The sequence below is a fragment of the Pseudomonas sp. L5B5 genome (assembly GCF_020520285.1).
In the GTDB taxonomy this organism is placed as follows: Bacteria; Pseudomonadota; Gammaproteobacteria; order Pseudomonadales; family Pseudomonadaceae; genus Aquipseudomonas.
Genome location: NZ_CP084742.1, coordinates 2,668,875 through 2,694,917, shown reverse-complemented (window position 1 = coordinate 2,694,917; position 26,043 = coordinate 2,668,875). Strand labels below are relative to the sequence as shown.

Here is a 26,043-nt window from a genome sequence, read left to right as displayed (position 1 = left end):
TTCCCGGAGGCGGTTCAAAGGCCAATTGTGCGGATAAAAAAGTGGCGCAGCAGCGATTTTATTCGCCGGATGCGGGTCAGATGACTGGTCAGGGGCGACGTCACGCCGCATTATTGCCCCATCCGCCATTGATCCTCCGTGATGCAGCCAAGCCATGAATCAAGACGTCAAGTTGATCGACCTCAACGCTGAGCGCGCCAAGCGCGTGCACGACCTCAACGAAAAGCGCCTGAATGAAGTGCGCCAGGCCTTCGAGCAGGCGATGCCTTTGGGCAAAACCAAGAAAAAGCCAAAAAACAAACCGAAAAAGCGCTGAACAGCCGGTTTTCTGTTGATACAGGTCAGTTATTCCCCCTTCCTCGCCCTCCGTCCATGGCGTCATTGACGCCGGTCAATTTTCTCCTGCCCCTCTTTGGTTACCTTAGCTCCATCGCAACGAGGCACGAGCAGGAGGCTGGTCATGTTTTTCGACAATGTGGTGTTCGCCGGAGTGCTGACAGTCGGCCTCATGGTTCTGTTTTTCGCAGGTTTTGGATTCTTCATCTGGAAAGACGCAAACAAGCGTAAAAAACCTTAAGCCTTTCCAGGGCAACGAGCACGCAAGGCATTTTGGGCAACTTCGGTTGCCCTTTTTTTTGCCTGCAGGAAAGTGCCTGACTTGAAAGGCCAGGCATAAAAAAAGGTGCGCCCCTGGGGGCGCACCTTTTGTCTGGCTGCTCGAAGCGCTTGTCAGCTGCCCAGGACCTTGGAGGCAGCCCAGAACAGGCCTGCCGACAGGGCCACGGTAGCCGGCAGGGTCAGGACCCAGGCCATCAGGATGGTCTTCACCGTGCCGCTTTGCAGGCCGCTCTTGTTGGCGACCATGGTCCCGGCCACGCCGGAGGAGAGCACGTGTGTGGTGGAAACCGGCAGGCTGAAGACGTTGGCCAGGCCGATCAGGCCGGCCGCGGTGATCTGGGCCGACATCCCCTGGGCGTAGGTCATGCCCTGCTTGCCGATCTTCTCGCCGATGGTCTGTACCACACGTTTCCAGCCGATCATGGTGCCCAGGCCCAGGGCCAGGGCCACGGCCAGGATCACCCAGAACGGTGCGTATTCGGTGGTGGCGGTCAAATCCTTGCGCAGCTTGTCCAGGTCGGCCTTTTCACGGGCGGCCAGGCCAGGCAGCTTGCCGACTTTCTTGGCGGTGTCGTCCAGGCACAGCAGGTAGCGGCGCACTTCGATGCGGTCTTCCGGGGACAGCGAATGGTAGTCGGAAACACCCTTGAGGCTGCTCAGCAAGGCGCTGATGGTCGGTTCGGTCTGTTGCGGATTGCAACGGAACTTGCCGGGAAGATCATCCTTCACGCTTTTGCCCAGGGCCAGGAACTCGCCCAGGGATTCATGGTTGCGCTGGTAGAACTGACTCAGGTGCAGGGTGGCGTCGCGGGTACGTTCGATCTGGTAGGTGGTGCTGTTGAGGTCCAGCACGAACTGCGCGGGCACGATGCCGATCAGTACCAGCATGATCAGGCCGATGCCTTTCTGGCCATCGTTGGAGCCGTGCACGAAGCTCACGGCCATGGCCGAGATCACCAGCACCAGGCGGTTCCAGAACGGTGGGTGTTTCTTGTCGTCGACCTTGCGCCGCTGTTCCGGGGTCTTGTGCATCTTCGAAATGGGGCGCCACCATTTCAGGCCGATCAGTACCAGCGCTGCAATAATGAAGCCCGCCATGGGCGAGACCACCAGGGACGCGCCGATATCGATCGCCTTCTGCCAGTTCACGCCATCGCCCAAGGGGATGTCATTGAGCAGGGCGTTGGCCAGGCCCACGCCGAGGATCGAGCCGATCAGGGTGTGGGAGCTGGAAGCGGGGATGCCGAAGTACCAGGTGCCCAGGTTCCAGGCGATGGCTGCGGCCAGCAAGGAGAAGACCATGGCCAGGCCGTGGCCGGTATTGACATTGATCAGCAGCTCGACCGGCAGCAGGTGGACGATGGCGTACGCCACGCCGACGCCGCCAAGGAGCACGCCGAGGAAATTGAATACACCGGAGAAGAACACGGCCAGGTGCGGCGGCATGGCTTTGGTGTAGATGACAGTGGCAACCGCATTTGCGGTGTCATGAAAGCCGTTGATGAACTCGTAGGCGAGGACAAAAGCCAGGGCGAGCAAGAGGCTCACAAGCACCCAAGCATCCAGTCCGCTGAATAAATCGATCATGAAGGTTTTCTGACCCGGTCATAAGGGGGCGCGATTATGCCAGAAAACCCTGCTAATCAACGCACAAGCTGCTCACCGGTAACATTCTTCAACGAAAAAACTGACCCGGAGCAGAGTTTTCTCCGATTCCTCTCAGAGCTTTCAACCCACTGATTTTGCTAGGTCATGGCTCATTGGGCGAGGGTTCGGGCCTGGTTTCAAGGGGGTTAAAACTTTTGTATGAAATTTCACCGAAAGGTCTTGCCGGGTGTTGTCCCTCGGCCGGGCAGGGCGAGGCACTGAAGGCCCGGGGTGGCAAATATCGATGATCGGCCTGGCCGCCGGACTCATGCCTGCTCGGGCCTGAGTTCCTTTTCCATCTTCTGCAGTTCCTGGTTGAACGCCTGGTCGCGAATGCTGGAGCGTTTACGCCAAGGTTTGCGTTCAGGTTCCGGCTGGGCGGCATAAAGAGTGACTTCGCCACCGTAAACGTCCTTGTAACGTTGCTCCTGGCGCTCAAGTTCCGCGCGCAGTTCGTCTTTCGTCACAGTGTTACCTAATTGAGTGAGGGGCCATTCCGGTGTAACGCATGGCTGGAGGACGCCTACGGAAAAGCGGACTCATCACCGCTCTGGGTTCTGAATCGCAATCCTTTCAAGCAAGCCCTTTAATGCATGCGGCCACGTCACCGGATGAAAACGACTGTCGTAGCAACAGCGTCGTCCAATGCAAACGGACTGACCAAATAGTCTTTTGGGGTCAAGCGTTTGCGGAAGGTGATCGATTATAGCGGCAGATCACCTGGATGAGGGGCAAAGGGCCTTCGCCCATCTTCCTCATTCGAGCAGTATAGCTTCGGTAAAGGATAACTGTATGACCGTAAAGTTTAAAACTGCCAACTTCAGTGTGAGTGTTTTGTTACGTACAAGTTCTACTCATTTTTTATGCTGGTGGCTGTTCCGGTACTTTGCAGGCGCAACTCTGGCGAGCGAGACACTGCTTGCAGCTATTTTTACCGGATGATTGTTACCTTGGGTGAATCAATGTGCTGCTCGTAGTTGGGACTTGAGGGGTTATTTGCGATTAGCGATCGACGGTTCGATAATCGCCCGGTCTTGCCTGCGCCTGCTGTAGGGTGACAGTACAGCTTGCAATGGCGCAGAACTTCCCCGCAGAGAGCCTGAAATGAACGATCAGATGCGTAACTCCTTCACGTCGATGGCGCCCCCGATCGTGGCATCTGCGGCGAAGAGAATCCAGGCATTCACCGGTGACCCGGACTTCATGACCTCCCTGGCCCGGGGCCTGGCGGTGATACAGGCGTTTCAGGAGCGCAAGCGGCACCTGACCATCGCCCAGATCAGCCATCGCACGGAAATTCCCCGGGCTGCGGTGCGCCGCTGCCTGCACACGCTGATCAAGCTGGGTTACGCCACCACCGACGGGCGTACCTATTCGCTGCTGCCCAAGGTCCTGACCCTGGGGCATGCCTATTTGTCGTCGACTCCCCTGGCCGTGTCGGCGCAACCCTACCTGGATCGCATGAGCGAGCAACTGCGCGAGGCCTGCAACATGGCCACCCTGGAAGGCGACGACATCCTTTATATCGCCCGTTCGGCCACGACCCAGCGGCTGATCTCCGTCGATCTCTCGGTAGGGGGGCGGTTGCCCGCCTACTGCACGTCCATGGGGCGGATCCTGCTGGCCGCGCTGGATGACTCCTCGTTGCGCGAGTATCTGGAACATGCCGACCTGCAAGCCAAGACCAGCCGCACCCTGCATACCCCCCAGGCGTTGCTGGAGTGCCTGCAGCAGGTACGCCAGCAGGGCTGGTGCATTGTCGACCAGGAGCTGGAGCAGGGATTGCGTTCGATCGCCGTGCCGGTCTACGACGCTTCCGGCCAGGTGCTGGCGGCGCTCAATGTCAGTACCCATGCCGGTCGGGTCAGCTGCACCGAGTTGGAGCAGCGATTCCTGCCCGGTCTGTTGGTTGCCAGCCGCGAACTCAGTGCCCAGCTGTTCGCTTGAGTCGTTCGATAAACGCACAGAACCGCCCTCGACGAATTGACGCTTTTTACCTTGGCATCATTGATGCCGTGGGAGTGTCATCGGCTGCATGCACCGTCCCACGCCAATAATAAAGAAGAGGCCTGTCCCATGAGCACGTTCCCTGCGCGTCGTTGCCGCGACCGTTCTCGCCGCCCCAGGCAATAGGCCTGACTCCCTCGTTCCTGCTGTGACCTGGCCAACCCTGGCACAGGCGCCCGCCGGGGATTGTGCATGGATACAAAAGCCATGCACCTATCGCGATCCACGGCAGGGAACTGTCTTGACGTGCAGTCCCTGATCAACGCCCGACCCTTGTCGCTCTACCAGTGGCGGGTGGTGGTCCTGTGTTTCCTGATGGTCTTTCTCGATGGCCTGGATACTGCGGCCATGGGCTTCATTGCCCCGGCCCTGTCCCGGGACTGGAGCATCGATCGCGCCAGCCTCGGCCCGGTGATGAGTGCGGCGCTGATTGGCATGGTCTTCGGAGCCCTGGGGTCCGGGCCGCTGGCCGACCGTTTCGGACGCAAGTGGGTATTGGTGGGCGCCGTGCTGTTGTTCGGCTCTTTCAGCCTGGTATCGGCCTACCGCACCAGCGTCGAGCAGTTGCTGGTCCTGCGGCTCCTCACTGGCCTGTGACTCGGGGCGGGCATGCGCAATGCCACCACGCTACTCTCCGAATACACCCCAGAAGCCACAAGTCGCTGCTGGTGACCGGCATGTTCTGTGGTTTCAACCTGGGCATGTCCGCAGGTGGGTTCATCTCCGCCAAGCTGATCCCCGCCTTTGGCTGGCACAGCCTGTTGCTGATCGGCGGCATCCTGCCGTTGCTGCTGGCGCCGGTCTTGCTGGTCTGGTTGCCGGAGTCGGCGCGTTACCTGGTGGTACGCAACCGTGGCACCGCCAAGGTACGCAAGGCCTTGGCGTCGAACCCCCTCTATGCGCACGGCAAGAGCGAGGCGGGAAGTCTCGGGGCTGGAGCGGGGCAATCGATAGCTTGGTAACAATTGGTTCGATAATCGAACACTTAGTCGATTATCGGATTGTCTTGCGGTTTTTCCCCGGCTTAATCTTCAGGCACCGCGGCGCACCCAGAGCGCCTCTTCTCCAGTCGCTGGACATCTACCGGGAGACTCCCTCCATGGCTGCAATCCTCTCGCTGCATGAGGCCGTGAAGCAGTTCATCAACGACGGCGACACCGTCGCGCTCGAAGGTTTCACTCACCTGATTCCCACGGCCGCCGGCCATGAAATCATCCGCCAGGGCAAGCAGGACCTGACCCTTGTGCGGATGACCCCGGACCTGATCTATGACCAGCTGATTGGCGCCGGTTGTGCCCGCAAGCTGATCTTTTCCTGGGGTGGCAATCCGGGGGTGGGTTCCCTGCATCGCCTGCGCGATGCCGTGGAAAAACACTGGCCTGGGCCGCTGGAGATCGAGGAGCACAGCCATGCGGACCTGGCCAATGCCTACGTCGCCGGTGCTTCAGGCCTGCCGTTCGCCGTGCTGCGTGCGTACGCCGGCTCCGACTTGCCCAAGGTCAACCCGCTGATCAAGACCGTGACTTGCCCCTTCACGGGTGAAGTGCTGGCGGCGGTGCCTTCGGTACGTCCCGACGTCACGGTGATCCACGCCCAGAAGGCCGATCGCCAGGGCAACGTGCTGTTGTGGGGCATCCTCGGGGTACAGAAGGAGGCGGCGCTGGCCGCCAAGCGTTGCATCGTCACCGTCGAGGAGATCGTCGATGACCTGAACGCGCCGATGAACGCCTGCGTACTGCCGACCTGGGCTCTGAGCGCGGTGTGCCATGTGCCTGGCGGTGCCCATCCGTCCTACGCCCACGGCTACTCCGAGCGCGACAACCGCTTCTACCAGGCCTGGGACTCCATCGCCCGCGATCGCGAGACCTTCACTGCGTGGATCGACCACTACATCCTCGGCAGTGCCGACTTCAGTGAATTCCAGGCCAAGCTGGCCGCTACCCGTGAGGCCCGGCAATGACTTACTCCACCAGTGAAATGATGACCGTGGCCGCTGCCCGGCGCCTGCGCAACGGTTCGGTGTGCTTCGTCGGCATCGGCCTGCCATCCAAGGCCGCCAACCTGGCACGCCTGACTTCGTCGCCCGATGTGGTGCTGATCTACGAGTCCGGTCCGATCGGTGCCAAGCCCAGCGTCCTGCCGCTATCCATTGGCGACGGTGAACTGGCGGAAACCGCCGATACCGTGGTGCCCACCGGGGAAATCTTCCGCTACTGGCTGCAGGGCGGGCGGATCGACGTGGGTTTCCTGGGCGCGGCCCAGGTTGACCGCTTCGGCAATATCAACACCACGGTGGTCGGCGACTACCACCAGCCCAAGGTGCGTCTGCCGGGGGCCGGAGGTGCGCCGGAAATCGCCGGCTCGGCCAAGAGCGTACTGATCATCCTCAAGCAGTCCGCCCGTTCCTTCGTCGACAAGCTGGACTTCATGACCTCGGTCGGCCATGGCGAGGGCGGTGATTCACGCAAGCGCCTGGGCCTGCCGGGCGCCGGTCCGGTGGGGATCATCACCGACCTGTGCATCATGGAGCCGGAAGCTGGCAGCAATGAGTTCATCGTCACCTCCCTGCACCCGGGCGTGACCCGCGAGCAGGTGGTGGAGGCCACGGGCTGGGCTATTCGTTTTGCCGAGCAGGTGGCCGAGACCAGCGCGCCCACCGCGCTTGAGCTGACAGCCCTGCGCGAACTTGAAGCGCGTACCGCCACGGCCCATGGCCAGACTCCGGGAGAAGCCTGATGCGCGACGTATTCATCTGCGATGCCATTCGTACCCCCATCGGTCGTTTTGGCGGCGGCCTGGCGACCGTGCGGGCCGATGACCTGGCGGCGCTGCCGATCAAGGCCCTGATGGAGCGCAACCCCCAGGTGGACTGGAGCGCCGTGGACGAGGTGTTCCTCGGCTGTGCCAACCAGGCGGGCGAAGACAACCGCAATGTGGCGCGCATGGCGCTGTTGCTGGCAGGCCTGCCCGACAGCGTGCCGGGGGTTACCCTCAATCGTCTTTGCGCCTCGGGCATGGAGGCCATCGGCACAGCATTTCGCGCCATCGCCAGCGGCGAAATGGAGTTGGCCATTGCGGGTGGCGTCGAGTCGATGTCCCGCGCGCCCTTCGTCATGGGCAAGGCCGACAGCGCCTTTTCACGCAACATGAAGCTGGAGGACACCACCATCGGCTGGCGCTTCATCAACCCCTTGATGACCGCCCAGTACGGCGTGGATGCCATGCCCCAGACCGCCGACAACGTGGCGGACGAGCACGGCGTGTCCCGCGCCGACCAGGACGCTTTTGCCCTGCGCAGCCAGCAGCGCACTGCCGCGGCCCAGGCGGCGGGGTTCTTCGCCGGGGAAATCGTCCCGGTGCGCATCGCCCACAAGAAGGGCGAGACCCTGGTGGAACAGGACGAACATCCGCGGGCCGATACCAGCCTGCAAGCGCTGGGCAAGCTCAAGCCGGTCAACGGTGCGGACAAGACCGTCACCGCCGGCAATGCCTCCGGGGTCAACGATGGCGCCGCGGCGTTGATCCTGGCTTCGGCTGCGGCAGTGCAGCGCCATGGCTTGACGCCCCGGGCGCGGGTACTGGGCATGGCCAGCGCTGGCGTGGCGCCACGGGTCATGGGCATCGGGCCGGTGCCGGCGGTGCGCAAACTCACCGAGCGCCTGGGCCTGGCGGTCGGCGATTTCGATGTGATCGAACTCAACGAGGCGTTCGCCAGCCAGGCCCTGGCCGTGCTGCGCGAGCTGGGGCTGGCGGACGACGCCCCCCAGGTCAATCCCAATGGTGGCGCCATCGCCCTGGGGCATCCGTTGGGCATGAGCGGTGCACGGCTGGTGCTGACGGCCCTGCGCCAGCTTGAGCTGACCGGTGGCAGGAAAGGCCTGGCCACCTTGTGCGTGGGGGTCGGCCAAGGCCTGGCCCTGGCCATCGAGCGGATCTGACGCCTGTTGCCGGCAGCTGCGGGAGCGGCTGCGGCAGCGGTTGTCATGGAGAATGCGGAACGGGAGTGTTGCCAAGTATGTCTAGACTGACACTGTCCCCCATGAGTGCAAAAAAATGACTACAACGACCAGTCACTACACCGGAGAGGAACGCAGCAAAAGGATCTTTGCCATTGTCGGTGCTTCGTCCGGCAACCTTGTGGAATGGTTCGACTTCTATGTCTATGCCTTCTGTGCCATCTACTTTGCCCCAGCCTTCTTTCCCTCGGACGACCCAACGGTGCAGTTGCTCAACACGGCCGGGGTGTTCGCTGCCGGATTCCTGATGCGTCCGATTGGCGGCTGGCTGTTCGGCCGGGTCGCCGACCGCCATGGGCGCAAGAATTCGATGATGATCTCGGTGCTGATGATGTGCGCCGGTTCCCTGGTCATCGCCTTCCTGCCGACCTACGCCAGCATTGGTGCCTGGGCACCGTTCATGTTGTTGGTGGCGCGGTTGTTCCAGGGCTTGTCGGTGGGAGGCGAGTACGGCACCACCGCCACTTACATGAGTGAAGTGGCGCTCAAGGGCCAGCGCGGTTTCTTCGCCTCGTTCCAGTATGTGACGCTGATCGGCGGGCAGTTGCTGGCGGTGCTGGTGGTGGTGATCCTCCAGCAGTTTCTCGACGAGGCGCAACTCAAGGCCTGGGGCTGGCGCATCCCGTTCGTGATCGGGGCCATCGCGGCGCTGATCTCGTTGCTGTTGCGCCGCTCGCTGAAGGAAACCACGAGCAAGGAGCTGCGCGAGGACAAGGATGCCGGCAGCGTCGCAGCCCTGTTCAAGCATCATTCGGCGGCCTTCATTACGGTGCTGGGCTACACCGCCGGCGGCTCGCTGATCTTCTACACCTTCACCACCTACATGCAGAAGTACCTGGTGAACACCGCCGGCATGCACGCCAAGACAGCCAGCTATGTCATGACCGGTGCGCTGTTCCTGTACATGTGCATGCAGCCGCTGTTCGGCATGCTGGCGGACCGCATCGGCCGGCGCAATTCGATGCTCTGGTTCGGCGCCCTGGGCACGCTGTTCACGGTGCCGATCCTGCTGGCGCTGAAAACGGTCAGCAGCCCGCTGCTGGCGTTCGTGCTGATCACCCTGGCCCTGGCCATCGTCAGTTTCTACACCTCCATCAGCGGCCTGGTGAAGGCCGAGATGTTCCCGCCTCAGGTGCGGGCGCTGGGCGTGGGCCTGGCCTACGCCGTGGCCAACGCGATCTTCGGCGGTTCGGCGGAATGGGTGGCCCTGAACTTCAAGAACATGGGCATGGAAAACACCTTCTACTGGTACGTTACGGCAATGATGGCGATCGCGTTCCTGTTCAGCCTGCGGTTGCCGAAGCAGGCGGCGTACTTGCACCACGATCTTTGACCCACGAGCCTGCCCCCTGGTAGGGCAGGCAGCCAAGGACCCTTTATGACCCTAGATGCGAGCAATCAGCTGTTCGATGCCTATTTCACTGCCCGGTCGATGCGTGACGTGTTCTGCGACCAGGGGCGAATCCAGGCAATGCTCGACTTCGAAGCGGCCCTGGCCCGGGCCGAAGCCCGGGTCGGATTGATCCCGGCCAGCGCCGTCGCCCCGATCGAGGCCGCGTGCCAGGCCGGGCTGTATGACGTGCAGGCGTTGGGCGAGGCCATCGTCACGGCGGGCAACCCGGCCATTCCCCTGGTCAGGGCCCTGGGCAGGCAGGTGGCCGGGAATGCCCCCGAGGCTGAGCGTCATGTGCACCTGGGTGCCACCAGCCAGGATGTGATGGACAGCGGCCTGGTATTGCAATTGCGCAGCGCCGTGCTGCTGCTGGAGCAGGACCTGCAACGGTTGGGCGAACGCCTGGCCGCCCAGGCCCAGCGTCATGGCGGCTTGCCCCTGGCGGGCCGGACCTGGCTGCAACATGCCACTCCGGTGACCCTGGGCATGAAGATCGCCGGCTGGCTGGGAGCCGTGACCCGCAGTCGCGAGCGCCTGCAACAGCTCAAGCCGCGGTTGCTGGTGCTGCAGTTCGGCGGGGCTAGCGGAACCCTGGCGGCCCTGGGCGAACAGGCGTTGCCCGTGGCCCGGGCCCTGGCCGAGGAGCTGTGCCTGGAGCTGCCGGAGCAACCCTGGCATACCCAGCGCGATCGCCTGGTGGAGTTCGCCTCGATGCTGGGCTTGCTGGCTGGCAGCCTGGGCAAGCTGGGCCGGGATATCAGCCTGCTGATGCAGACCGAGGTCGCAGAGGTTTTCGAACCTGCGGCGGCAGGCAAGGGCGGCTCGTCCACCATGCCCCACAAGCGCAACCCGGTGGGCGCAGCGGTGTTGATCAGCGCCGCGACCCGGGTGCCGGGCCTGTTGGCGACACTGTTCGCCGCCATGCCCCAGGAGCACGAGCGCAGCCTGGGGTTGTGGCATGCCGAATGGGAAACCCTGCCGCAGATCTGCTGCCTGGTGTCCGGTGCCCTGCAGCAGGCGCTGGCGCTGGCTGCTGGCCTGGAGGTGGACGAACAGCGCATGGCGCACAACCTCGACCTGACTCAGGGGCTGGTGCTGGCCGAGGCGGTGAGCGTGGTTCTGGCCCAGCGCCTGGGGCGCGAAACGGCCCACCACCTGCTGGAGCAATGCTGCAAGCGCGCGGTGGCCGAGCAACGTCATTTGCGTGAAGTATTGGGCGACGATGCACAGGTCAATGCCGAGCTGTCGGCGACCGAACTGGATCGTCTGCTGGACCCGGCGCATTACCTGGGCCAGGCGCAGGCCTGGGTCGAGCGTGCCGTGGCTGAACATTTTGCCTTGAAGGCCTGAAGGAGATTGCCGTGGGATTCGTGAAACTCGCCGGGGGCGAACTGCACTATCAACTGGAGGGGCCGGCGCAGGCGCCGGTGCTGGTACTGTCCAACTCCCTGGGCACCAACCTGCACATGTGGGACAAGCAGATGCCGGTCTTCAGCCAGCACTTGCAGGTGCTGCGCATGGACACTCGCGGCCATGGCCAGTCCCTGGTCACCGAGGGGCCCTACAGCATCGAGCAACTGGGACGTGATGTACTGGCGCTGCTGGATACCCTGGATATCCAGCGTGCACATTTCTGCGGCTTGTCCATGGGCGGGCTGATCGGGCAGTGGCTGGGGATTCATGCCGGCGAGCGCCTGGGCAAGCTGGTGGTGTGCAACACCGCGGCGAAAATCGGCGACCCGTCCGTATGGAACCCGCGGATCGAGACCGTGCTACGTGACGGCCAGGCTGCCATGGTGGCGCTGCGCGATGCCTCCATCGCCCGCTGGTTCACCAGCGATTTTGCCGAAGCTCACCCTGACCAGGCCAAGCAGATCACCGACATGCTCGCGGCCACCCCGCCGCAAGGCTATGCGGCCAACTGCGCGGCGGTGCGGGATGCGGATTTTCGTGAACAGCTGGGGGCGATCAAGGTGCCGACCCTGGTGATTGCCGGCACTGAAGACGCCGTGACACCACCGTCCGGCGGGCACTTCATCCAGCAGCAGGTGGCGGGCGCGGAGTATGCCGAGTTCTATGCCGCGCATTTGTCCAATGTCCAGGCCGGCGATGCCTTCAGCGCTCGGGTCGTGGACTTCCTGCTGGCCTGAGAGTCGATTCAAGGAGCCATTCGTGGACGAAAAACAACGTTATGCCGAGGGCCTGCAGGTTCGCCGCGCGGTGCTGGGCGAGGCCCATGTCGAGCGCAGCCTGGCGGCCCTGAACGAGTTCAACTCGGAGTTCCAGGACATGATCACTCGTCATGCCTGGGGGGATATCTGGACCCGTCCGGGCCTGTCCCGCCATACCCGCAGCCTGATCACCATCGCCATGCTGATTGGGATGAACCGCAACGAGGAGCTCAAGCTGCATCTGCGCGCGGCGGCCAACAACGGCGTGAGCCGTGGCGAAATCAAGGAGGTGATCATGCAGAGCGCGATCTACTGTGGGATCCCTGCGGCCAATGCCACTTTCCACCTGGCCGAGTCGGTGTGGGATGAACTGGGAGTCGAGTCACGCCAGGCGCCTTAGGCGAAGGCGGCTAGGTCGATTCTGGTCGTGCGCTACAAACGAAAAACCCACCGTCAGGTGGGTTTTTCATGCAGCCAGGTCACGCTTCAGAACAGGTGCAGTTCGGGGGCTTTCTTTTCCGCCGTCGCTTCGTTCTTCGCGGTCTGCTCGTTCCAGCCGCCGCCGAGTGCCTTGTACAGGTTGACCTCACTGGTCAGCTGCGACAGGCGATCGGTAATCAGCGCTTGCTGGGCACTGAACAGCGACCGCTGGGCATCGAGGAAGGTCAGGTTGCTGTCGACCCCGATGCGGTAGCGGCGCTCGGCCAGACGGTAGTAGTCCTGGTTGGCGCTGACGAAATCACGCTGGGCCTGCAACTGTTGGTTGTAGGTCTGGCGTGAGGCAAGGCCATCGGAGACTTCCTGGAAGGCGGTCTGGATGGATTTCTCGTACTGCGCGACGGTGATGTCTTTCTGGATTTTCGAGTAGTCCAGGCTGGCGCGCAGGCTGCCGGCGTTGAAGATCGGCAGGTTGATCTGCGGCTGGAACAGCCAGGTGCCCGAGCCGCCCTTGAACAGGCCGGAGAGATCCGGGCTCAGGCTGCCGGCGTTGGCCGTCAGGCTGATGCGCGGGAAGAATGCCGCCCGCGCCGCGCCGATATTGGCATTGGCTGCCTTGAGCTTGTACTCGGCCTCGAGGATGTCCGGACGCCGTTGCAGCAGCTCCGACGGCAGGCCGGAAGGCAGTTCGCTCAGCAGGTCGGCCGACAGCGGCTGGGCCGCTGGCAGATTGGCCGGGATCGCGGTGCCCAGCAGCAGGGTCAGGCTGTTCTCATCCTGGGCCACCTGGCGGGTGTAGCGCGCCAGTTGTACCCGGGCGTTTTCCACGGAGGTGCGCGACTGGCTCAGGTCCAGGGCCGAGGCGACCCCGACCTCGTTGCTGCGGGACGTCAGGCGGTAGCTTTCTTCGTAGGTCGCCAGGGTTTCCTGGGTCAGCTTCAGCAGTTCCTTGTCGGCCTGCCAGGTGATGTAGGCATTGGCCACGCTGGCCACCAGGCTGATCTGGGTGCTGCGACGCGCCTCTTCAGTGGAGAAGTACGTCTGCAGGGCTTGCTCGCTCAGACTGCGAACGCGACCGAACAGGTCCAGTTCATAAGAGCTGATGCCCACGGTGGCCGAGTGCTGGCCGGTGATCCGGTCATCCCCGGTCCCGTTTACCCGGGCCGGCGTGCGTTGGCGCTGGCTGTTGAGGTTGGCCGATATCGCGGGGAACAGGTCAGCCCGCTGGATCTGGTACTGCGCGGCATAGGCGTCGATGTTCAGCGCCGCGACCTTGAGATCGCGGTTGTTTTCCAGGGAAACCTGGATCAGCTGCTGCAGCGCAGGGTCATGGAAGAACTGCCGCCAGCCTTGTTCGGCGGCCGCCACGTTGGCGGCCTCCTGTGGTGAATAGGCGGGGCCTTGGGGGAATTGCGCCGCCACCGGCGCTTCCGGGCGCTGATAATCCGGTATCAGCGAGCAACCACTTAGCGCGATGGCGGTGATTGCCAGGGAGAGTAGCGACTTGCTCATTGGCCAGCCTCATTAGAAGGTGCAGTGGTTTCTGATTGGTCCGCTTTCCTGCGGCCCATGGACGATACGACGACGAAGAATAGCGGGACCCAGAAGATCGCCAGGATCGTCGCGGTTAGCATACCGCCAATCACGCCGGTACCGATCGCATGCTGGCTGCCCGAGCCGGCGCCGGTGGAGATGGCCAGTGGCACGACCCCGAGGACGAAGGCCAGGGAGGTCATGATGATCGGCCGCAGGCGCATGCGGCAGGCTTCCACCGCAGCATCCACCAGGGAGCGACCCTGTTCGTGCAGTTCCTTGGCGAACTCGACGATCAGGATGGCGTTCTTCGCCGCCAGGCCGATAGTCACCAACAGCCCCACCTGGAAGTACACGTCGTTGGACAGGCCGCGCAGGCTGGTGGCCATCAGGGCACCGATGATCCCCAGGGGCACGACCAGCATGACCGCGATCGGAATCGACCAGCTTTCATACAGCGCCGCCAGACACAGGAACACCATCAGCAGGGACAAGGCATACAGCGCAGGTGCCTGGGAGCCCGACAGACGTTCCTCATAGGACAGTCCGGTCCAGGAGATACCGACACCCGGTGGCAGCTTGGCGGCAATGGCTTCGACTTCCGCCATGGCCTCACCGGTACTGTAGCCAGGGGCCGGGGCACCGAGGACTTCCATGGCTTCCACGCCGTTGTAGCGGGCCAGTTTCGGCGAACCGTAGATCCATTCGCCCTTGGCGAAGGAAGAGAACGGCACCATGGTCCCGGCACTGTTGCGTACGTACCATTTCTTCAGGTCTTCGGGGCTCATGCGCGCACCGGCCTGGCCCTGGATGTACACCTTCTTCACCCGACCACGGTCGATGAAGTCGTTGACATAGCTACTGCCCAGGGCGATCGACAGGGTGTTGTTGATGTCGGTGAGGGTCACGCCCAGGGCACTGGCGCGCTCGTCATCGATGGTCAACTGGTACTGCGGTTCATCGTTCAGGCCGTTCGGACGCACCTGGGACAGCACCTTGCTCTGGGCCGCCATGCCGAGGAACTGGTTGCGGGCCGCCATGAGTTTCTCGTGACCGATACCGGCGCGGTCCTGGAGGAACACGTCGAAACCGGTGGCGTTACCCAGCTCCAGTACCGCCGGAGGGGCGAAGGCGAACACCATCGCATCGCGGAAGCTGAAGAAATGCTGCTGGGCGCGGTTCGCCAGGTTGAACACGCTGTTTTCCGTGGAGCGCTCGTCCCAGGGCTTGAGCATGATGAAGGCCATGCCCGAGCTCTGGCCGCGACCGGCGAAGTTGAAGCCGTTCACGGTGAACACCGAAGCCACGGTGTCCTTTTCCTTGTCCAGCAGGTAGGTGCGCATCTCGTCCACCACCACCTGGGTCCGTTCGGCACTGGAACCGGCTGGAGTCTGTACCTGGGCGAACAGTACGCCCTGGTCTTCTTCCGGCAGGAACGCGGTCGGGATGCGGGTGAACAGCCAGATCATGCCCACGACGATCAGCGCATAGGCCAGCAGGTACGGGATCTTGTGGCGCAGCATGTTGCCGACGCCGCGCTCGTAGCTTTTCACGCTGCGATCGAAGGTGCGGTTGAACCAGCCGAAGAAACCACGCTTCTCGGCGGCGTGCTCGCCTTGCTGCACGGCCTTGAGCATGGTGGCGCACAGGGCCGGGGTAAAGATCAGGGCCACCAGTACCGACAGGGCCATGGCCGAAACCACGGTGATCGAGAACTGCTTGTAGATCACGCCCGTGGAGCCGCTGAAGAAGGCCATCGGCAGCAGTACCGCGGACAGTACCAGGGCGATCCCCACCAGGGCTCCCTGGATCTGGCCCATGGACTTCTTCGTGGCTTCCTTGGGCGACAGCCCTTCCTCGTGCATCACCCGCTCGACGTTCTCCACCACAACGATGGCGTCGTCCACCAGCAATCCGATGGCCAGTACCATGCCGAACATGGTCAGGGTGTTGATGCTGAACCCGGCCGCCGCGAGGATGCCGAAGGTCCCCAGCAATACCACCGGCACCGTCATGGTGGTGATCACCGTGGCGCGGAAGTTCTGCAGGAACAGGAACATCACCAGGAACACCAGGACGATCGCTTCCACCAGGGTTTCAACCACGCCCTTGATGGATTCGGTCACCACTGGGGTGGTGTCATAGGGGAACACGACCTTCATGCCCTGCGGGAAGAAGGGCTCCAGGTCGCTGATGGTCTTGCGCAGCGCCTTGGCGGTGTCCAGGGCGTTGGCGCCGTTGGCCAGCTTCACCGCCAGACCGGAAGCCGGGCTGCCGTTGAACTGGGCGCTGATGGCGTAGTTCTCGCCGCCAAGCGCCACGTCCGCGACGTCACCCAGGCGCACCTGCGAGCCGTCCTTGTTGACCTTCAGCAGGATCGCCTTGAACTGCTCGGCAGTCTGCAGGCGGGTCTTGCCGATGATGGTGGCGTTGAGCTGCTGGCCGGGCAGGGCAGGCAGGCCGCCGAGCTGGCCGGACGATACCTGGACGTTCTGCGCGGCAACCGCGGTCTTCACGTCCACCGGGGTCAGGTTGAAGTTGTTGAGCTTGGCCGGGTCGAGCCAGATGCGCATGGCGTACTGGGCACCGAACACCTGGAAGTCACCGACACCCGCGGTCCGCGAGATCGGGTCTTGCATGTTCGACACGATGTAGTTCGACAGGTCGTCCTTGGACATGCTGCCGTCCTCGGATACCACGCCGATCACCAGCAGGAAGTTCTTCACGGCCTTGGTCACGCGAATACCCTGTTGCTGCACCTCTTGAGGCAGCAGCGGGGTGGCCAGGTTGAGTTTGTTCTGCACCTGGACCTGCGCGGTGTCCGAGTTGGTGCCCTGCTCGAAGGTCGCAGTGATAGTCATGCTGCCGTCGGAGTTACTTTCCGAGGACACATAACGCAGGTTGTCGATACCGTTGAGCTGTTGCTCGATCACCTGGACCACGGTGTCCTGCACGGTCTGTGCGGAAGCACCTGGGTAGGTCACGGAGATGGCGATCGCCGGTGGGGCGATGCTCGGGTACTGGTTGATCGGCAATTTGAGGATCGATAGAGCCCCGACCAGCATGATCACCAGGGCGATTACCCAGGCGAAGATCGGACGGTCGATAAAAAATTTCGACATGGTTTACTCCCCTTTGCCGCCTGCAGCTTTGTCAGTTGCCTGTGCAGGGGCCGGGTTTTTCGCTGGAACGTTGGTCGCCTCGCTGGCCTTGACTTCAATGCCCGGCTTGACGAATTGCAGGCCTTCGGTGATCAGACGGTCGCCGGCTTTCAGGCCATCGTCCACCAGCCACTGGTTGCCGACCGTACGACTGGCCTTGAGCTGGCGCAGTTCGACCTTGTTATCCGGGCCAACCACCAGGGCGGTCGGAGTACCTTTGAGGTCGCGGGTCACGCCTTGCTGTGGCGCCAGGATCGCGGCGCTGTTCACCCCGGCCTGCAGCTGGGCGTGGACGAACATGCCCGGCAGCAGGGTGTGATCGGGGTTCGGGAACACGGCGCGCAGCGTCACCGAGCCGGTGGTTTCGTCCACCGAGACTTCGGAGAACTCCAGCTTGCCGTCGAGCTTGTACTGGCTGCCGTCTTCCAGGGTCAGCTTGACCTTGGCGGCATTGTCGCCAACTTTCTGCAGGCGACCGCTATCCAGCTCGCGGCGCAGCTCCAGCAATTCCACGGAGGACTGGGTGACGTCGACGTAGATCGGGTCCAGCTGCTGGATCACCGCCATGGCAGTGGCTTGACCATTGCTCACTAGGGCGCCTTCGGTTACCGAGGAACGGCCGATGCGGCCAGTCAGCGGTGACAGCACCTTGGTGTAGCGCAGATTGATCTGGGCGTTTTGCAGCGATGCCTCGGATTGCAGGCGGTTGGCCACGGCGGTGTCGTATTCCTGGCGGCTTACGGCCTGTTCGTTGACCAGTTGCTTGTAGCGATCGGAGATCGACCGGGTCGATTGCAGGTTCGCCTCGGCGCTCTTGAGCGTGGCTTCATAGATCGACGGGTCGATCTGATAAAGCTGCTGCCCTTCCTTCACATCTCCACCTTCCTTGAACAGGCGCTTGAGGATGATCCCGTTTACCTGCGGGCGAACTTCGGCGATGCGGAACGCGGTGGTCCGGCCCGGGAGTTCTGAAGTCAAGGTAAAGGCTTGTGGTTGCAGGGTAACGACGCCGACCTGAGGGGCTTGAGGGGCGGGCGCCGCCTCTTCCTTTTTACATCCGCTGAGCAGCGATGCCAGGGCGACGGCAGTGACCAGAGCGGTAACAGCTGGCTTGAGTTGCATGAAGATCCTCGGGTCAGGCACGCGAGATGCGTACAAGAAAAGTGGAAGGGTAAAAAGAATTGGCTGAGTGGATAAGTAGCTTGCTAAGGAATATACTTACGTACATGGCTGTTTGTAAATACCTTGGTGGCGTACCCATCCGGTTACAAAAGCTCCCGCAAGTGTTGAATTGTAGGTCGGGTAAACGGCACTCGAGATGTCGTTCCATATTTATTCAGAAGGTCTTTGCGCATCGCTGAAAGATCCTGATCGAGGTTGTACTGCCATGGTCCGTCGTACCAAAGAGGAAGCTCAAGAAACCCGCGCCCAGATACTCGAGGCGGCCGAAAAGGCCTTTTACGAGCGTGGCGTGGCGCGGACCACCCTGGCCGACATCGCGACGCTGGCGGGAGTCACGCGTGGGGCGATCTACTGGCACTTCAGCAACAAGGCCGACCTGGTGCAGGCCATGCTCGACAGTCTGCGCGAACCCCTGGGAGAGATGGCGGCTGCCAGCGAAGATGTAGATGAAGTGGACCCCTTGGGCTGGACGCGCAAACTGCTCGTTCACTTGTTTCATCAAGTTGCCCTGGACCCGAAAACCCGACGCATCAATGAAATTCTGTTCCATAAGTGCGAGTTCACCGATGAGATGTGCGATCTGCGTCGTCAGCGTCGCGCCGCCAGCCTGGAGTGCAACCTGCATATCGAGCTGACATTGAGCAACGCGGTGAATCGTGGGCAACTGCCCGCCAATCTCGATACTAGGCGGGCAGCTATCAGCATGCGGGCCTTTGTCGATGGGCTTCTCTACCAGTGGTTGCTGGACCCGGAAAGTTTTGTCCTGCATACCGAGGCGCAGCGCTGGGTCGATATCGGACTGGACATGTTGCGCCTGAGCCCGAACCTTCGTCATTAAGACAAAATGCGTAATTGAATCCGCTTGTGTCAAGATCTGCGGCAAGATGCCTTTGGCCTCCTGGACCGCTGGGTCACGACGGGGTGCTTTTATATACCGGACCGGCCCTGTCTTGACAGATAGCGAGCTATGTATTTTGTAGGCAATTTGTTGCGGGTATGTGAATGAGTGTGAGCCCTTCACCCTTCGGCGGTGCGGACCATCCCCTGAAGGGCATCGTCCTGATCTGCCTGGCGGTCCTGCTCTTTGCCAGCCACGACACACTCTCCAAGTACCTCTCGGCCTTCTACCCGATCGTGATGGTGGTCTGGGCACGCTATGTGGTGCACACCCTGCTGATGCTGGTGGTGTTCGTACCGCGCAGCGGATTTTCCGCAGTGGTACGGACCAAGCGTCCCGGCCTGCAATTGCTCCGGGCCCTGTGCATGATCGGCACCAGCCTGCTGTTCACCACCGGCCTGCGCTATATCCCCCTGGCCGAAGCCACCGCGGTCAACTTCCTGGCGCCGCTGCTGGTCACTGCCTTGTCCGTCCCGTTCCTGGGGGAGCGTGTCAGCCGTGCCCAATGGTTGGCGGTGCTGGTCGGGTTCGTCGGGGTACTGATCGTGGTACGTCCCGGTGGATCGCTGTTCACCCCGGCCATTCTCTTGCCCCTGGGGTCGGCGCTGTGCTTCGGTTTCTATCAGTTGCTGACCCGCAAGCTCAGCGGTGTCGATAGCCCGACCACCAGCAACTTCCTCATCGGGATCATCAACAGCCTGATCATGAGCGCGCTGTTGCCGTTTTTCTGGAGCACTCCGAGCCTGGTCCATGGCCTGTTCATGATCGGCCTGGGCGCTTGCGGCATGTTTGGCCACCTGCTGCTGACCCAGGCGTTCCGCCATGCCGCCCCGGCCATGCTGGCGCCTTTCAGTTATGGGCAGATCCTGTTTGCCGGCATGTACGGCTACCTGATCTTCGGTCATACCCCGGACAGCTACGGCCTGGTGGGCATCGCGGTGATCTGCCTCAGCGGCCTGGCAGTGGCCTGGACCCAGCGCAAGCGCTGATCCTGGCTGCATAGTAAGCAGGCATGAAAAAGCCCCGGCTCTGGTGAACCGGGGCTTTTTCATGGCTGATGCTTACAACATCGGATAGTCGATGTAGCCGACCGGGCCCTTGGCGTAGAAGGTTTCCGGATGCGGTTCGTTCAATGGCGCATCGGTTTTCAGGCGAGCGGGCAGGTCCGGGTTGGCGATGAAGGGTATGCCGAAGGCCACGGCGTCGGCCTTGCCCTCGGCCAGCCAGGCGTTGGCGCTGTCCTTGGTGAAGCGTTCGTTTGCGATGTAGGGGCCGCCGAAGGCTTCTTTCAATTGCGGGCCGAGGCTGTCCGCGCCTTCTTTCTCGCGGGAGCAGATAAACGCGATGCCGCGCTTGCCCAGTTCACGGGCCACGTAGGTGAAGGTTTCCGCCACGTTGGCGTCGCCCATGTCATGGGCGTCGGCACGCGGTGCCAGGTGTACACCCACCCGGCCGGCGCCCCAGATTTCGATCGCAGCGTCGGTGACTTCCAGCAACAGGCGGGCACGGTTTTCCAGGGAGCCGCCGTACTGGTCGGTGCGTTGGTTGGTGCTGCTTTGCAGGAACTGATCCAGCAGGTAGCCGTTGGCGCCGTGGATTTCCACGCCGTCAAAACCGGCAGCCTTGGCATTTTCCGCTCCGACCCGGTAGGTCTCGATCACGTCGGCGATTTCAGCGGTTTCCAACGCTCGCGGCGTCGGGTAGTCGGCCAGAGGGCGCACCAGGCTGACGTGGCCCTTGGGCTGGATGGCGCTGGGACCTACGGGCGTCTCGCCGTCCAGGTAGGACGGATGGGAAATTCGCCCCACGTGCCACAGTTGCAGGAAGATCTTGCCGCCAGCACCGTGCACGGCCTTGGTCACGTTAGCCCAGCCGCGGACCTGGTCGTTGGACCAGATGCCAGGGGTATCCGGGTAACCGACGCCCATCGGAGTCACCGAAGTGGCTTCGCTGAGAATCAGCCCGGCCGAGGCCCGCTGCACGTAGTACTCGGCCATCAGGGCGTTGGGCACCCGGCCGGCGTCGGCGCGGCAGCGGGTCAGTGGCGCCATGATGATGCGGTTGGGCAGTTCGAGGTCGCCGAGCTTGATCGGATCAAAAAGAGTCGTCATGGGATACAGCCTTCTTCAAGGGGTAGGGAAGCTATCAGGGCGTCGCAGGGGCCAGTTCGGCGTTGCCGCCCTGGCGAAAGGTGATCAGCGTTACCAGCAGGGCCAGGATCGCCAGGGCAGCAGCCGCCAGCGGCACGCTGGTGAGGCCGAAACCGTGGGCGATCACGCTGCCGCCGACCCAGGCGCCCAGGGCGTTGCCGATGTTGAAGGCGCCGATGTTCAGGGTCGAAACCAGGTTGGGCGCGGCCTTGCCGAAGGTCACCACGTTGACCTGCAGGGCCGGGACCGCGGCGAAGGAGGCGGTAGCCCAGAGGAACAGGGTGATCTCCGTGGGGATCAGCGCGACGCTGGTCCAGGTCAGCACGGTGGAGATCACGGCCATGGCGGCGAATACTCCCAGCAGGGTGGCGCCCAGGCGCTTGTCCGCCATCTTGCCGCCGAGGATGTTGCCCAGGGTCAGGCCCAGGCCGATCAACAGCAGTGTCCAGGTCACGCCCCGGGGCGACACTCCGGTCACATCGCCCAGCAGAGGCGCGACATAGGTGAACAGGGTGAACATCGAGGCTGCGAACAATGCGGTCATGCTCAGGGACAACCAGATCCCGGCACCCTTGAGGGCCGCCAGTTCCGCACGCATGTCGAGCTTCTCCTCGTCTCGCTTGGCCGGCAGGAAACGCAGCAGGCCGAACAGCGCCAACACCCCGATCACGGTCACCACCCAGAAGGTCGAGCGCCACCCGGCAACCTGGCCCAGCGCGGTGCCCAGCGGGACACCGAGCACATTGGCCAGGGTCAGGCCGGTGAACATCAGGGCCACGGCCGAGGCGCGCTTGTTGGCTGGCACCAGGCCCGCGGCCACCACTGAACCGATACCGAAGAAGGCGCCGTGGCACAGCGCGGTGATGACACGGGCGAACATCAGCACGTTGTAATCACTGGCCAGTGCACACAGCAGGTTGCCGACAATGAAGATCCCCATCAGCGCTACCAGCGCCGCCTTGCGCGGCAGTCGGGCAGTGGCCAGGGCCATGAACGGCGCGCCGATGGCCACGCCCAGGGCGTAGCCGGTCACCAGCCAGCCGGCGCCGGGAATCGACACCCCGAGGTCAGCCGCCACATCGGGCAACAGGCCCATGATGACGAACTCGGTGGTGCCGATGGCGAAGGCACTCAAGGCCAGGATGAGAAGTGAAAGGGGCATTATCGGGTCCTTGTCAGATCAGAGCTGTTGGCTCATTTGCGTGAGGAACTGCTGGATGGTGTCCTCGTTGCGTTTGAAAAAATGCCACTGGCCGACTTTGCGGCTACTGACCAGCCCGGCGCGTTGCAGCGTGGCCAGATGGGCGGATACGGTCGACTGCGAAAGGCCGCAGCGCTGATCGATCTGCCCGGCGCAGACACCGTGCTCGTTGCTGTGGGCCTGGTCAGGGAATTCGACTGTCGGGTCTTTCAGCCAGTGCAGGATTTCCCTGCGAACCGGGTGCGCCAGGGCTTTTATTATTTCGTCGAGGTCGATGGACATGGCGTTGCTCGCTTTTCCATGAAACGTTGTATCGCGATGAGGCGAAATTTAAATCGTTATTTCGCGATATACCAATATGATTTTGATCTTACTCAAGCATTTATCGGTATATCGGGTTATAACGATATGGTGGGCGCGGTGCTAAGCTGCGCAAATGAATTATCTCGCACATCTGCACCTTGGCGGCCAGCGCCCGGGTCAATTACTTGGCAGCCTCTACGGCGACTTCGTCAAAGGCCGCCTGCAAGGGGAGTTCGCCCCGGAGGTCGAGGCGGCGATCCAGCTGCATCGGCGCATCGACACCTACACCGACAGCCATGCGCTGGTGACGGCGGCGCTGGGACGTTTTTCCCTGACCCGGCGGCGTTACGCCGGCATCGTCATCGACGTGTTCTTCGATCACTGCCTGGCCCGGGACTGGGTCCAGTACGCCGATCACCCACTGCAGTCGTTCACGGCCAACGTGTACCAGGTATTGGCCGCCGAGCCGCAGTTACCAGGGCGCCTGGCACAGATCGCGCCCTACATGGCGGCCGATGACTGGCTGGGGTCCTATCGGGATTTCCAGGTGCTGGAACAGGTCTTGAGGGGCATTGCCCGACGCCTGTCGCGGCCAGAGGAACTGACCGCGGCGATGGGCGAGCTGGAGCGGCTGTACCAGCCCTTGAGCGAGGATTTTCGCGAGTTCTACCCGCAGCTGCAGGCTTTCGCCGCGCAGTACACGGCCCCGTCGCCGGGGCGCTGAAACCCTTTCAGGCGGCGACCAGTTCGCCGCTGCGGCGCGGTTCGGCTGGCTGCAATACATCATCGAACAGGGCTTTGTGCACTGCCTGCTGGGCCTGGAAGGCCAGCGCCGCGCGTTCCTGACCCAGGCAGGGAATCGGCTTGAGCAGGTGAATCTCCACCTGGCCTTGATCGTTGGCGAACAGCCGCAGCAGATGAGACAGCAGGTCGTCGTCGCCCACAAAGGGTGCCAGGTTGTCGACCTGGCCGTCGCGCAGGTAGCGGATCGCCACGGGTTGCAGGCAGACCTCGGCCTCGATGGCGCTGGCCAGCAAGCGTCCGTGGAAGGTGCGCAGGCCACGACCGTCGGTGGTGGTGCCTTCGGGAAACAGCAGCAGCGGATGCTGTTCCTGCAAATGCCGGGTCATCTGCTTGCGGATCAACTGGCTGTCCCCGGCGCCGCGGCGGATGAACAGGCTGCCGGCCTTGGCGGCCAGCCATCCGGCCACCGGCCAGGTGCGCACTTCGGCCTTGGACAGGAACGACAGCGGGGTGAGCATGCCCAGCAGCGGGATGTCGGTCCAGGACACGTGATTGCTGACCCAAAGCATCGGTTGGCGTGGCATCTGCCCATGCACCGTCACCTGGAAGGGCAGGGCGTTGGCCAGGCGCGCCATGAAGAAGCGCGACCAGCGCTGGCGGCGGACCATGGAGTTGCTGATGTTCATGCGCTCCAGCACGCCAAAGACACTGGCCATGCCCAGGCCCAGCGCCACCACCAGCAGCACCCGGGCGATGCGCCCGTAGACCCGTAGCCGGCGCATCACACGGCCGCCTTGAAGTGCCGGGCGTAGCGCGGGCACAGCTCATCGCGCTTGAGCAGGATGAATACGTCGGCCACCTGGAAGTCCTGGTCCCAGCAGGGTTCGCCACAGATCTTCGCGCCCAGGCGCATGTAGGCCTTGAGCAGCGGCGGCATCTCGGCGATGACGTTGCCGGGCAGGTCCAGGCTCGGCAGCGGGTGCTTGGGTTCGGCTCGCAGGTGCTCGGTGCTCAGGTAGCGGTCGCGCAGGCGCTGCATGATCGCGTGGGCCTGCACGCCGCCGTCCTGCATGGGAATGCTGGCGCAACCCATCAGGTAGCTGTAGCCACCTTCGTTGAGCACTTCGGCCAGCTCGCCCCAGAGCACGGCGATGGTGCCGCCGTTGCGGTAGGCCGGGTCGACGCAGGTGCGGCCGATCTCCAGGATCGGCCCCTTGAGCTGCACCAGGCCGTGCAGGCTGAATTCCTCTTCGCTGTAGAAGCGTCCCAGGCTGCTGGCGGCCTGGTGATCAAGCAGGCGGGTAGTGGCTACCAGGCGCCCGCTGTTCAGGTCGCGTACTCCGATGTGGCTGCAGTGGACGTCGTAGTCATCCATGTCCAGACCCAGTTCCGCGCCCTTGAGCTTGGCGTTGAATTCGCCGCTGAAAACGTTGAAACGCAGGGCCTGGGCTTCCTGCAGGGCCTGGGCGCCGATCAGGCGTTCGGCTTGCAGGCGGCGTTCAGTGCCGGTGTCGTTGATGCGGGCGATCTGAGTCATCGTGAATCTCCGTGCGGGCCAGCGACCCGCCTTGGGTTGCAGCCAGTCGACTTTGTTGTGCAAAGTCAGGCTATGTAGCCGCGGTGTCATCGCCATGAACCTTTGGTGATGCTTATGTGACAGCCCCTGAGGACCATCGAAATGCCCTGGCAAGCCCTGCTCGAGAGCCATCAACGACTGCCCGCCAACCCCGATCTGGCGGAGGGTTACGGTGTTTTGCTGGCCCATCTGGGCAACGTCACGCCCTTCGAATTGGCGGTGCTGGGCGGGCGCTTGATGGCGACACCCGGCCTGGCGTTCCTGGTGGGTTACCAGGCGGCATTGCGCATGTTGTGGCCCAGTGCGCCCCTGAGCCTGGGTGCCTTGTGCGCGACTGAACGTCGCAGCTTGCGTCCGGCAGACATGCAGACTCGCCTGCAGGATCTGCGCCTGCATGGGCGCAAGGATTTCGTCACCGCTGGCGATGCCGCCGACTGGCTGCTGGTGGCGGCTCGCAGCGAGGCTCCTGGGGAGCGGGCGGCGCTGCGCCTGACGGTGGTCTATCCGGGGGAGGCAGGGGTCAAGGTCCAGGCCCTGCCGGCCATCGCCCTGATGCCGGAAATCAGCCACGGCTGCCTGGTCCTGGACAATGCCGCCTGCGAGCTGCTGGCCGGCGATGGCTGGGACGCCTACGTCAAGCCGTTCCGCACCCTGGAGGACATCTACGTCCTGAGTGCCATGGCGGCCTGGCTCTACGGCGTCGGCCGGGACAGTCACTGGCCGCAGCCCCTGCTCCTGCAACTGCTGGGCTTGCTGGCCGGCTGTGCCGAGGCCAGCCGGCAGAACCCGACCCAGGACAGTGGACACGTTCTACTGGGCGGGCTGTTCGTGCAGTTCGAGGCGCTCAAGCCGGAGATCGCCATGGCGTTCGCCCAGGGGCCGCAGTTCTGGCGCGAGCAGTGGACTCGGGACCAGGCCCTGCTCGAGCTGGCTGCCGGCGCCCGTGCCAAGCGCCTGGCCAAGGCCCTGGCGGCTTTGCAGTCGACGGTGGGGCATTGACGCCAC

24 protein-coding genes and 1 pseudogene are annotated in these 26,043 nt (G+C 63.0%); 15 read left to right on the top strand and 10 right to left on the bottom strand.

All coding sequences use genetic code 11. The features are described 5' to 3' along the window. Nucleotides 1–172: 172 nt before the first annotated feature. Both LGQ10_RS12295 and ccoM read left to right on the top strand, forming a co-directional pair. A complete protein-coding gene (locus tag LGQ10_RS12295; protein WP_226526244.1) occupies nt 173–316 on the top strand; it encodes a hypothetical protein in 144 nt (47 codons plus the stop codon). 144 nt (nt 317–460) lie between these two features. Beyond that, nucleotides 461–577, top strand: a complete 117-nt coding sequence (gene ccoM / locus LGQ10_RS31410; protein WP_007959205.1) for a cytochrome c oxidase subunit CcoM — start codon at nt 461–463, stop codon at nt 575–577. A 152-nt stretch (nt 578–729) separates the two neighbouring features. Here the strand turns inward: ccoM and LGQ10_RS12290 are convergent, their stop codons facing one another. Then, nucleotides 730–2,205, bottom strand: coding sequence for an inorganic phosphate transporter (locus tag LGQ10_RS12290; RefSeq protein WP_058436942.1), 1,476 nt, complete (start codon nt 2,203–2,205; stop codon nt 730–732). A 326-nt stretch (nt 2,206–2,531) separates the two neighbouring features. Beyond that, nucleotides 2,532–2,732 carry a hypothetical protein gene (locus LGQ10_RS12285; protein WP_226525689.1) on the bottom strand — a complete coding sequence of 67 codons (201 nt, stop codon included), beginning with the start codon at nt 2,730–2,732 and terminating at the stop codon, nt 2,532–2,534. Nucleotides 2,733–3,369: 637 nt separating this feature from the next. On the opposite strand from LGQ10_RS12285, the gene pcaR reads away from it, so the two are divergent. The 9 genes and pseudogenes from pcaR (at nt 3,370) to pcaC (ending at nt 12,252) form a co-directional block, all read left to right on the top strand. Then, entirely contained in the window at nt 3,370–4,212 is an 843-nt protein-coding gene (gene pcaR / locus LGQ10_RS12280) for a pca regulon transcriptional regulator PcaR (protein ID WP_058436940.1), read from the top strand. Between the two features lie 267 nt (nt 4,213–4,479). Beyond that, nucleotides 4,480–5,156: pseudogene (locus tag LGQ10_RS12275) on the top strand (MFS transporter); the annotation flags it as partial. A 215-nt stretch (nt 5,157–5,371) separates the two neighbouring features. Beyond that, on the top strand, nt 5,372–6,232 hold the full coding sequence (locus tag LGQ10_RS12270; RefSeq protein ID WP_226525688.1) for a CoA transferase subunit A: 861 nt from the start codon (nt 5,372–5,374) through the stop codon (nt 6,230–6,232). Next, nucleotides 6,229–7,008 carry a CoA-transferase subunit beta gene (locus tag LGQ10_RS12265; RefSeq protein WP_226525687.1) on the top strand — a complete coding sequence of 260 codons (780 nt, stop codon included), beginning with the start codon at nt 6,229–6,231 and terminating at the stop codon, nt 7,006–7,008. The genes LGQ10_RS12270 and LGQ10_RS12265 overlap by 4 nt, the downstream gene beginning before the upstream one ends. Then, on the top strand, nt 7,005–8,210 hold the full coding sequence (gene pcaF, locus LGQ10_RS12260) for a 3-oxoadipyl-CoA thiolase (RefSeq protein ID WP_226526133.1): 1,206 nt from the start codon (nt 7,005–7,007) through the stop codon (nt 8,208–8,210). Before LGQ10_RS12265 ends, pcaF begins: the two co-directional genes overlap by 4 nt. 115 nt (nt 8,211–8,325) lie before the next feature. Continuing rightward, entirely contained in the window at nt 8,326–9,621 is a 1,296-nt protein-coding gene (locus LGQ10_RS12255) for an MFS family transporter (RefSeq protein WP_058437305.1), read from the top strand. 45 nt (nt 9,622–9,666) lie between these two features. Next, nucleotides 9,667–11,031: a 3-carboxy-cis,cis-muconate cycloisomerase gene (locus LGQ10_RS12250; RefSeq protein ID WP_226525686.1), complete on the top strand. Its 1,365-nt coding sequence runs from the start codon at nt 9,667–9,669 to the stop codon at nt 11,029–11,031. An 11-nt stretch (nt 11,032–11,042) separates the two neighbouring features. Beyond that, on the top strand, nt 11,043–11,831 hold the full coding sequence (gene pcaD, locus LGQ10_RS12245; RefSeq protein WP_226525685.1) for a 3-oxoadipate enol-lactonase: 789 nt from the start codon (nt 11,043–11,045) through the stop codon (nt 11,829–11,831). A gap of 22 nt (nt 11,832–11,853) precedes the next feature. Next, complete coding sequence (gene pcaC / locus LGQ10_RS12240; protein ID WP_058437074.1) at nt 11,854–12,252, top strand: 4-carboxymuconolactone decarboxylase; 399 nt, start codon at nt 11,854–11,856, stop codon at nt 12,250–12,252. Nucleotides 12,253–12,338: 86 nt separating this feature from the next. Here the strand turns inward: pcaC and adeC are convergent, their stop codons facing one another. From adeC to emhA, 3 genes are read right to left on the bottom strand one after another with little or no spacing between them, the layout of a single operon-like run. After that, nucleotides 12,339–13,802 carry an AdeC/AdeK/OprM family multidrug efflux complex outer membrane factor gene (adeC, locus tag LGQ10_RS12235; RefSeq protein WP_226525684.1) on the bottom strand — a complete coding sequence of 488 codons (1,464 nt, stop codon included), beginning with the start codon at nt 13,800–13,802 and terminating at the stop codon, nt 12,339–12,341. Further along, on the bottom strand, nt 13,799–16,945 hold the full coding sequence (locus LGQ10_RS12230) for an efflux RND transporter permease subunit (RefSeq protein ID WP_226525683.1): 3,147 nt from the start codon (nt 16,943–16,945) through the stop codon (nt 13,799–13,801). Before LGQ10_RS12230 ends, adeC begins: the two co-directional genes overlap by 4 nt. Nucleotides 16,946–16,948: 3 nt before the next feature. After that, nucleotides 16,949–18,106, bottom strand: a complete 1,158-nt coding sequence (gene emhA / locus LGQ10_RS12225; RefSeq protein ID WP_226525682.1) for an efflux RND transporter periplasmic adaptor subunit EmhA — start codon at nt 18,104–18,106, stop codon at nt 16,949–16,951. Between the two features lie 265 nt (nt 18,107–18,371). Between emhA and emhR the strand changes: the two genes are divergently transcribed. Continuing rightward, entirely contained in the window at nt 18,372–19,004 is a 633-nt protein-coding gene (gene emhR / locus LGQ10_RS12220) for an efflux system transcriptional repressor EmhR (protein WP_226526132.1), read from the top strand. A 164-nt stretch (nt 19,005–19,168) separates the two neighbouring features. Then, nucleotides 19,169–20,053: a DMT family transporter gene (locus LGQ10_RS12215; protein WP_058438537.1), complete on the top strand. Its 885-nt coding sequence runs from the start codon at nt 19,169–19,171 to the stop codon at nt 20,051–20,053. A gap of 72 nt (nt 20,054–20,125) precedes the next feature. On the opposite strand, the gene LGQ10_RS12210 is transcribed toward LGQ10_RS12215, so the two are convergent. From LGQ10_RS12210 to LGQ10_RS12200, 3 genes are read right to left on the bottom strand one after another with little or no spacing between them, the layout of a single operon-like run. After that, the gene (locus tag LGQ10_RS12210; protein WP_058438535.1) at nt 20,126–21,175 is read right to left on the bottom strand and encodes an alkene reductase; all 1,050 of its coding nucleotides are present in this window, start codon (nt 21,173–21,175) and stop codon (nt 20,126–20,128) included. Nucleotides 21,176–21,209: 34 nt separating this feature from the next. Beyond that, entirely contained in the window at nt 21,210–22,376 is a 1,167-nt protein-coding gene (locus tag LGQ10_RS12205; protein WP_226525681.1) for an MFS transporter, read from the bottom strand. 18 nt (nt 22,377–22,394) lie between these two features. Then, a complete protein-coding gene (locus LGQ10_RS12200; protein ID WP_058434778.1) occupies nt 22,395–22,697 on the bottom strand; it encodes an ArsR/SmtB family transcription factor in 303 nt (100 codons plus the stop codon). A gap of 154 nt (nt 22,698–22,851) precedes the next feature. On the opposite strand from LGQ10_RS12200, the gene LGQ10_RS12195 reads away from it, so the two are divergent. After that, nucleotides 22,852–23,442 (top strand): ACP phosphodiesterase, encoded by a 591-nt coding sequence (locus LGQ10_RS12195; protein ID WP_226525680.1) that lies wholly within the window; start codon nt 22,852–22,854, stop codon nt 23,440–23,442. 7 nt (nt 23,443–23,449) lie between these two features. Here the strand turns inward: LGQ10_RS12195 and LGQ10_RS12190 are convergent, their stop codons facing one another. Both LGQ10_RS12190 and olsB read right to left on the bottom strand, forming a co-directional pair. After that, complete coding sequence (locus tag LGQ10_RS12190) at nt 23,450–24,244, bottom strand: lysophospholipid acyltransferase family protein (RefSeq protein ID WP_058434776.1); 795 nt, start codon at nt 24,242–24,244, stop codon at nt 23,450–23,452. Next, nucleotides 24,244–24,999, bottom strand: a complete 756-nt coding sequence (gene olsB, locus LGQ10_RS12185; protein WP_058434775.1) for an L-ornithine N(alpha)-acyltransferase — start codon at nt 24,997–24,999, stop codon at nt 24,244–24,246. The genes LGQ10_RS12190 and olsB overlap by 1 nt, the downstream gene beginning before the upstream one ends. Before the next feature lie 141 nt (nt 25,000–25,140). Between olsB and LGQ10_RS12180 the strand changes: the two genes are divergently transcribed. Beyond that, a complete protein-coding gene (locus LGQ10_RS12180; RefSeq protein ID WP_058434774.1) occupies nt 25,141–26,037 on the top strand; it encodes an acyl-CoA dehydrogenase in 897 nt (298 codons plus the stop codon). Nucleotides 26,038–26,043: the final 6 nt, after the last annotated feature.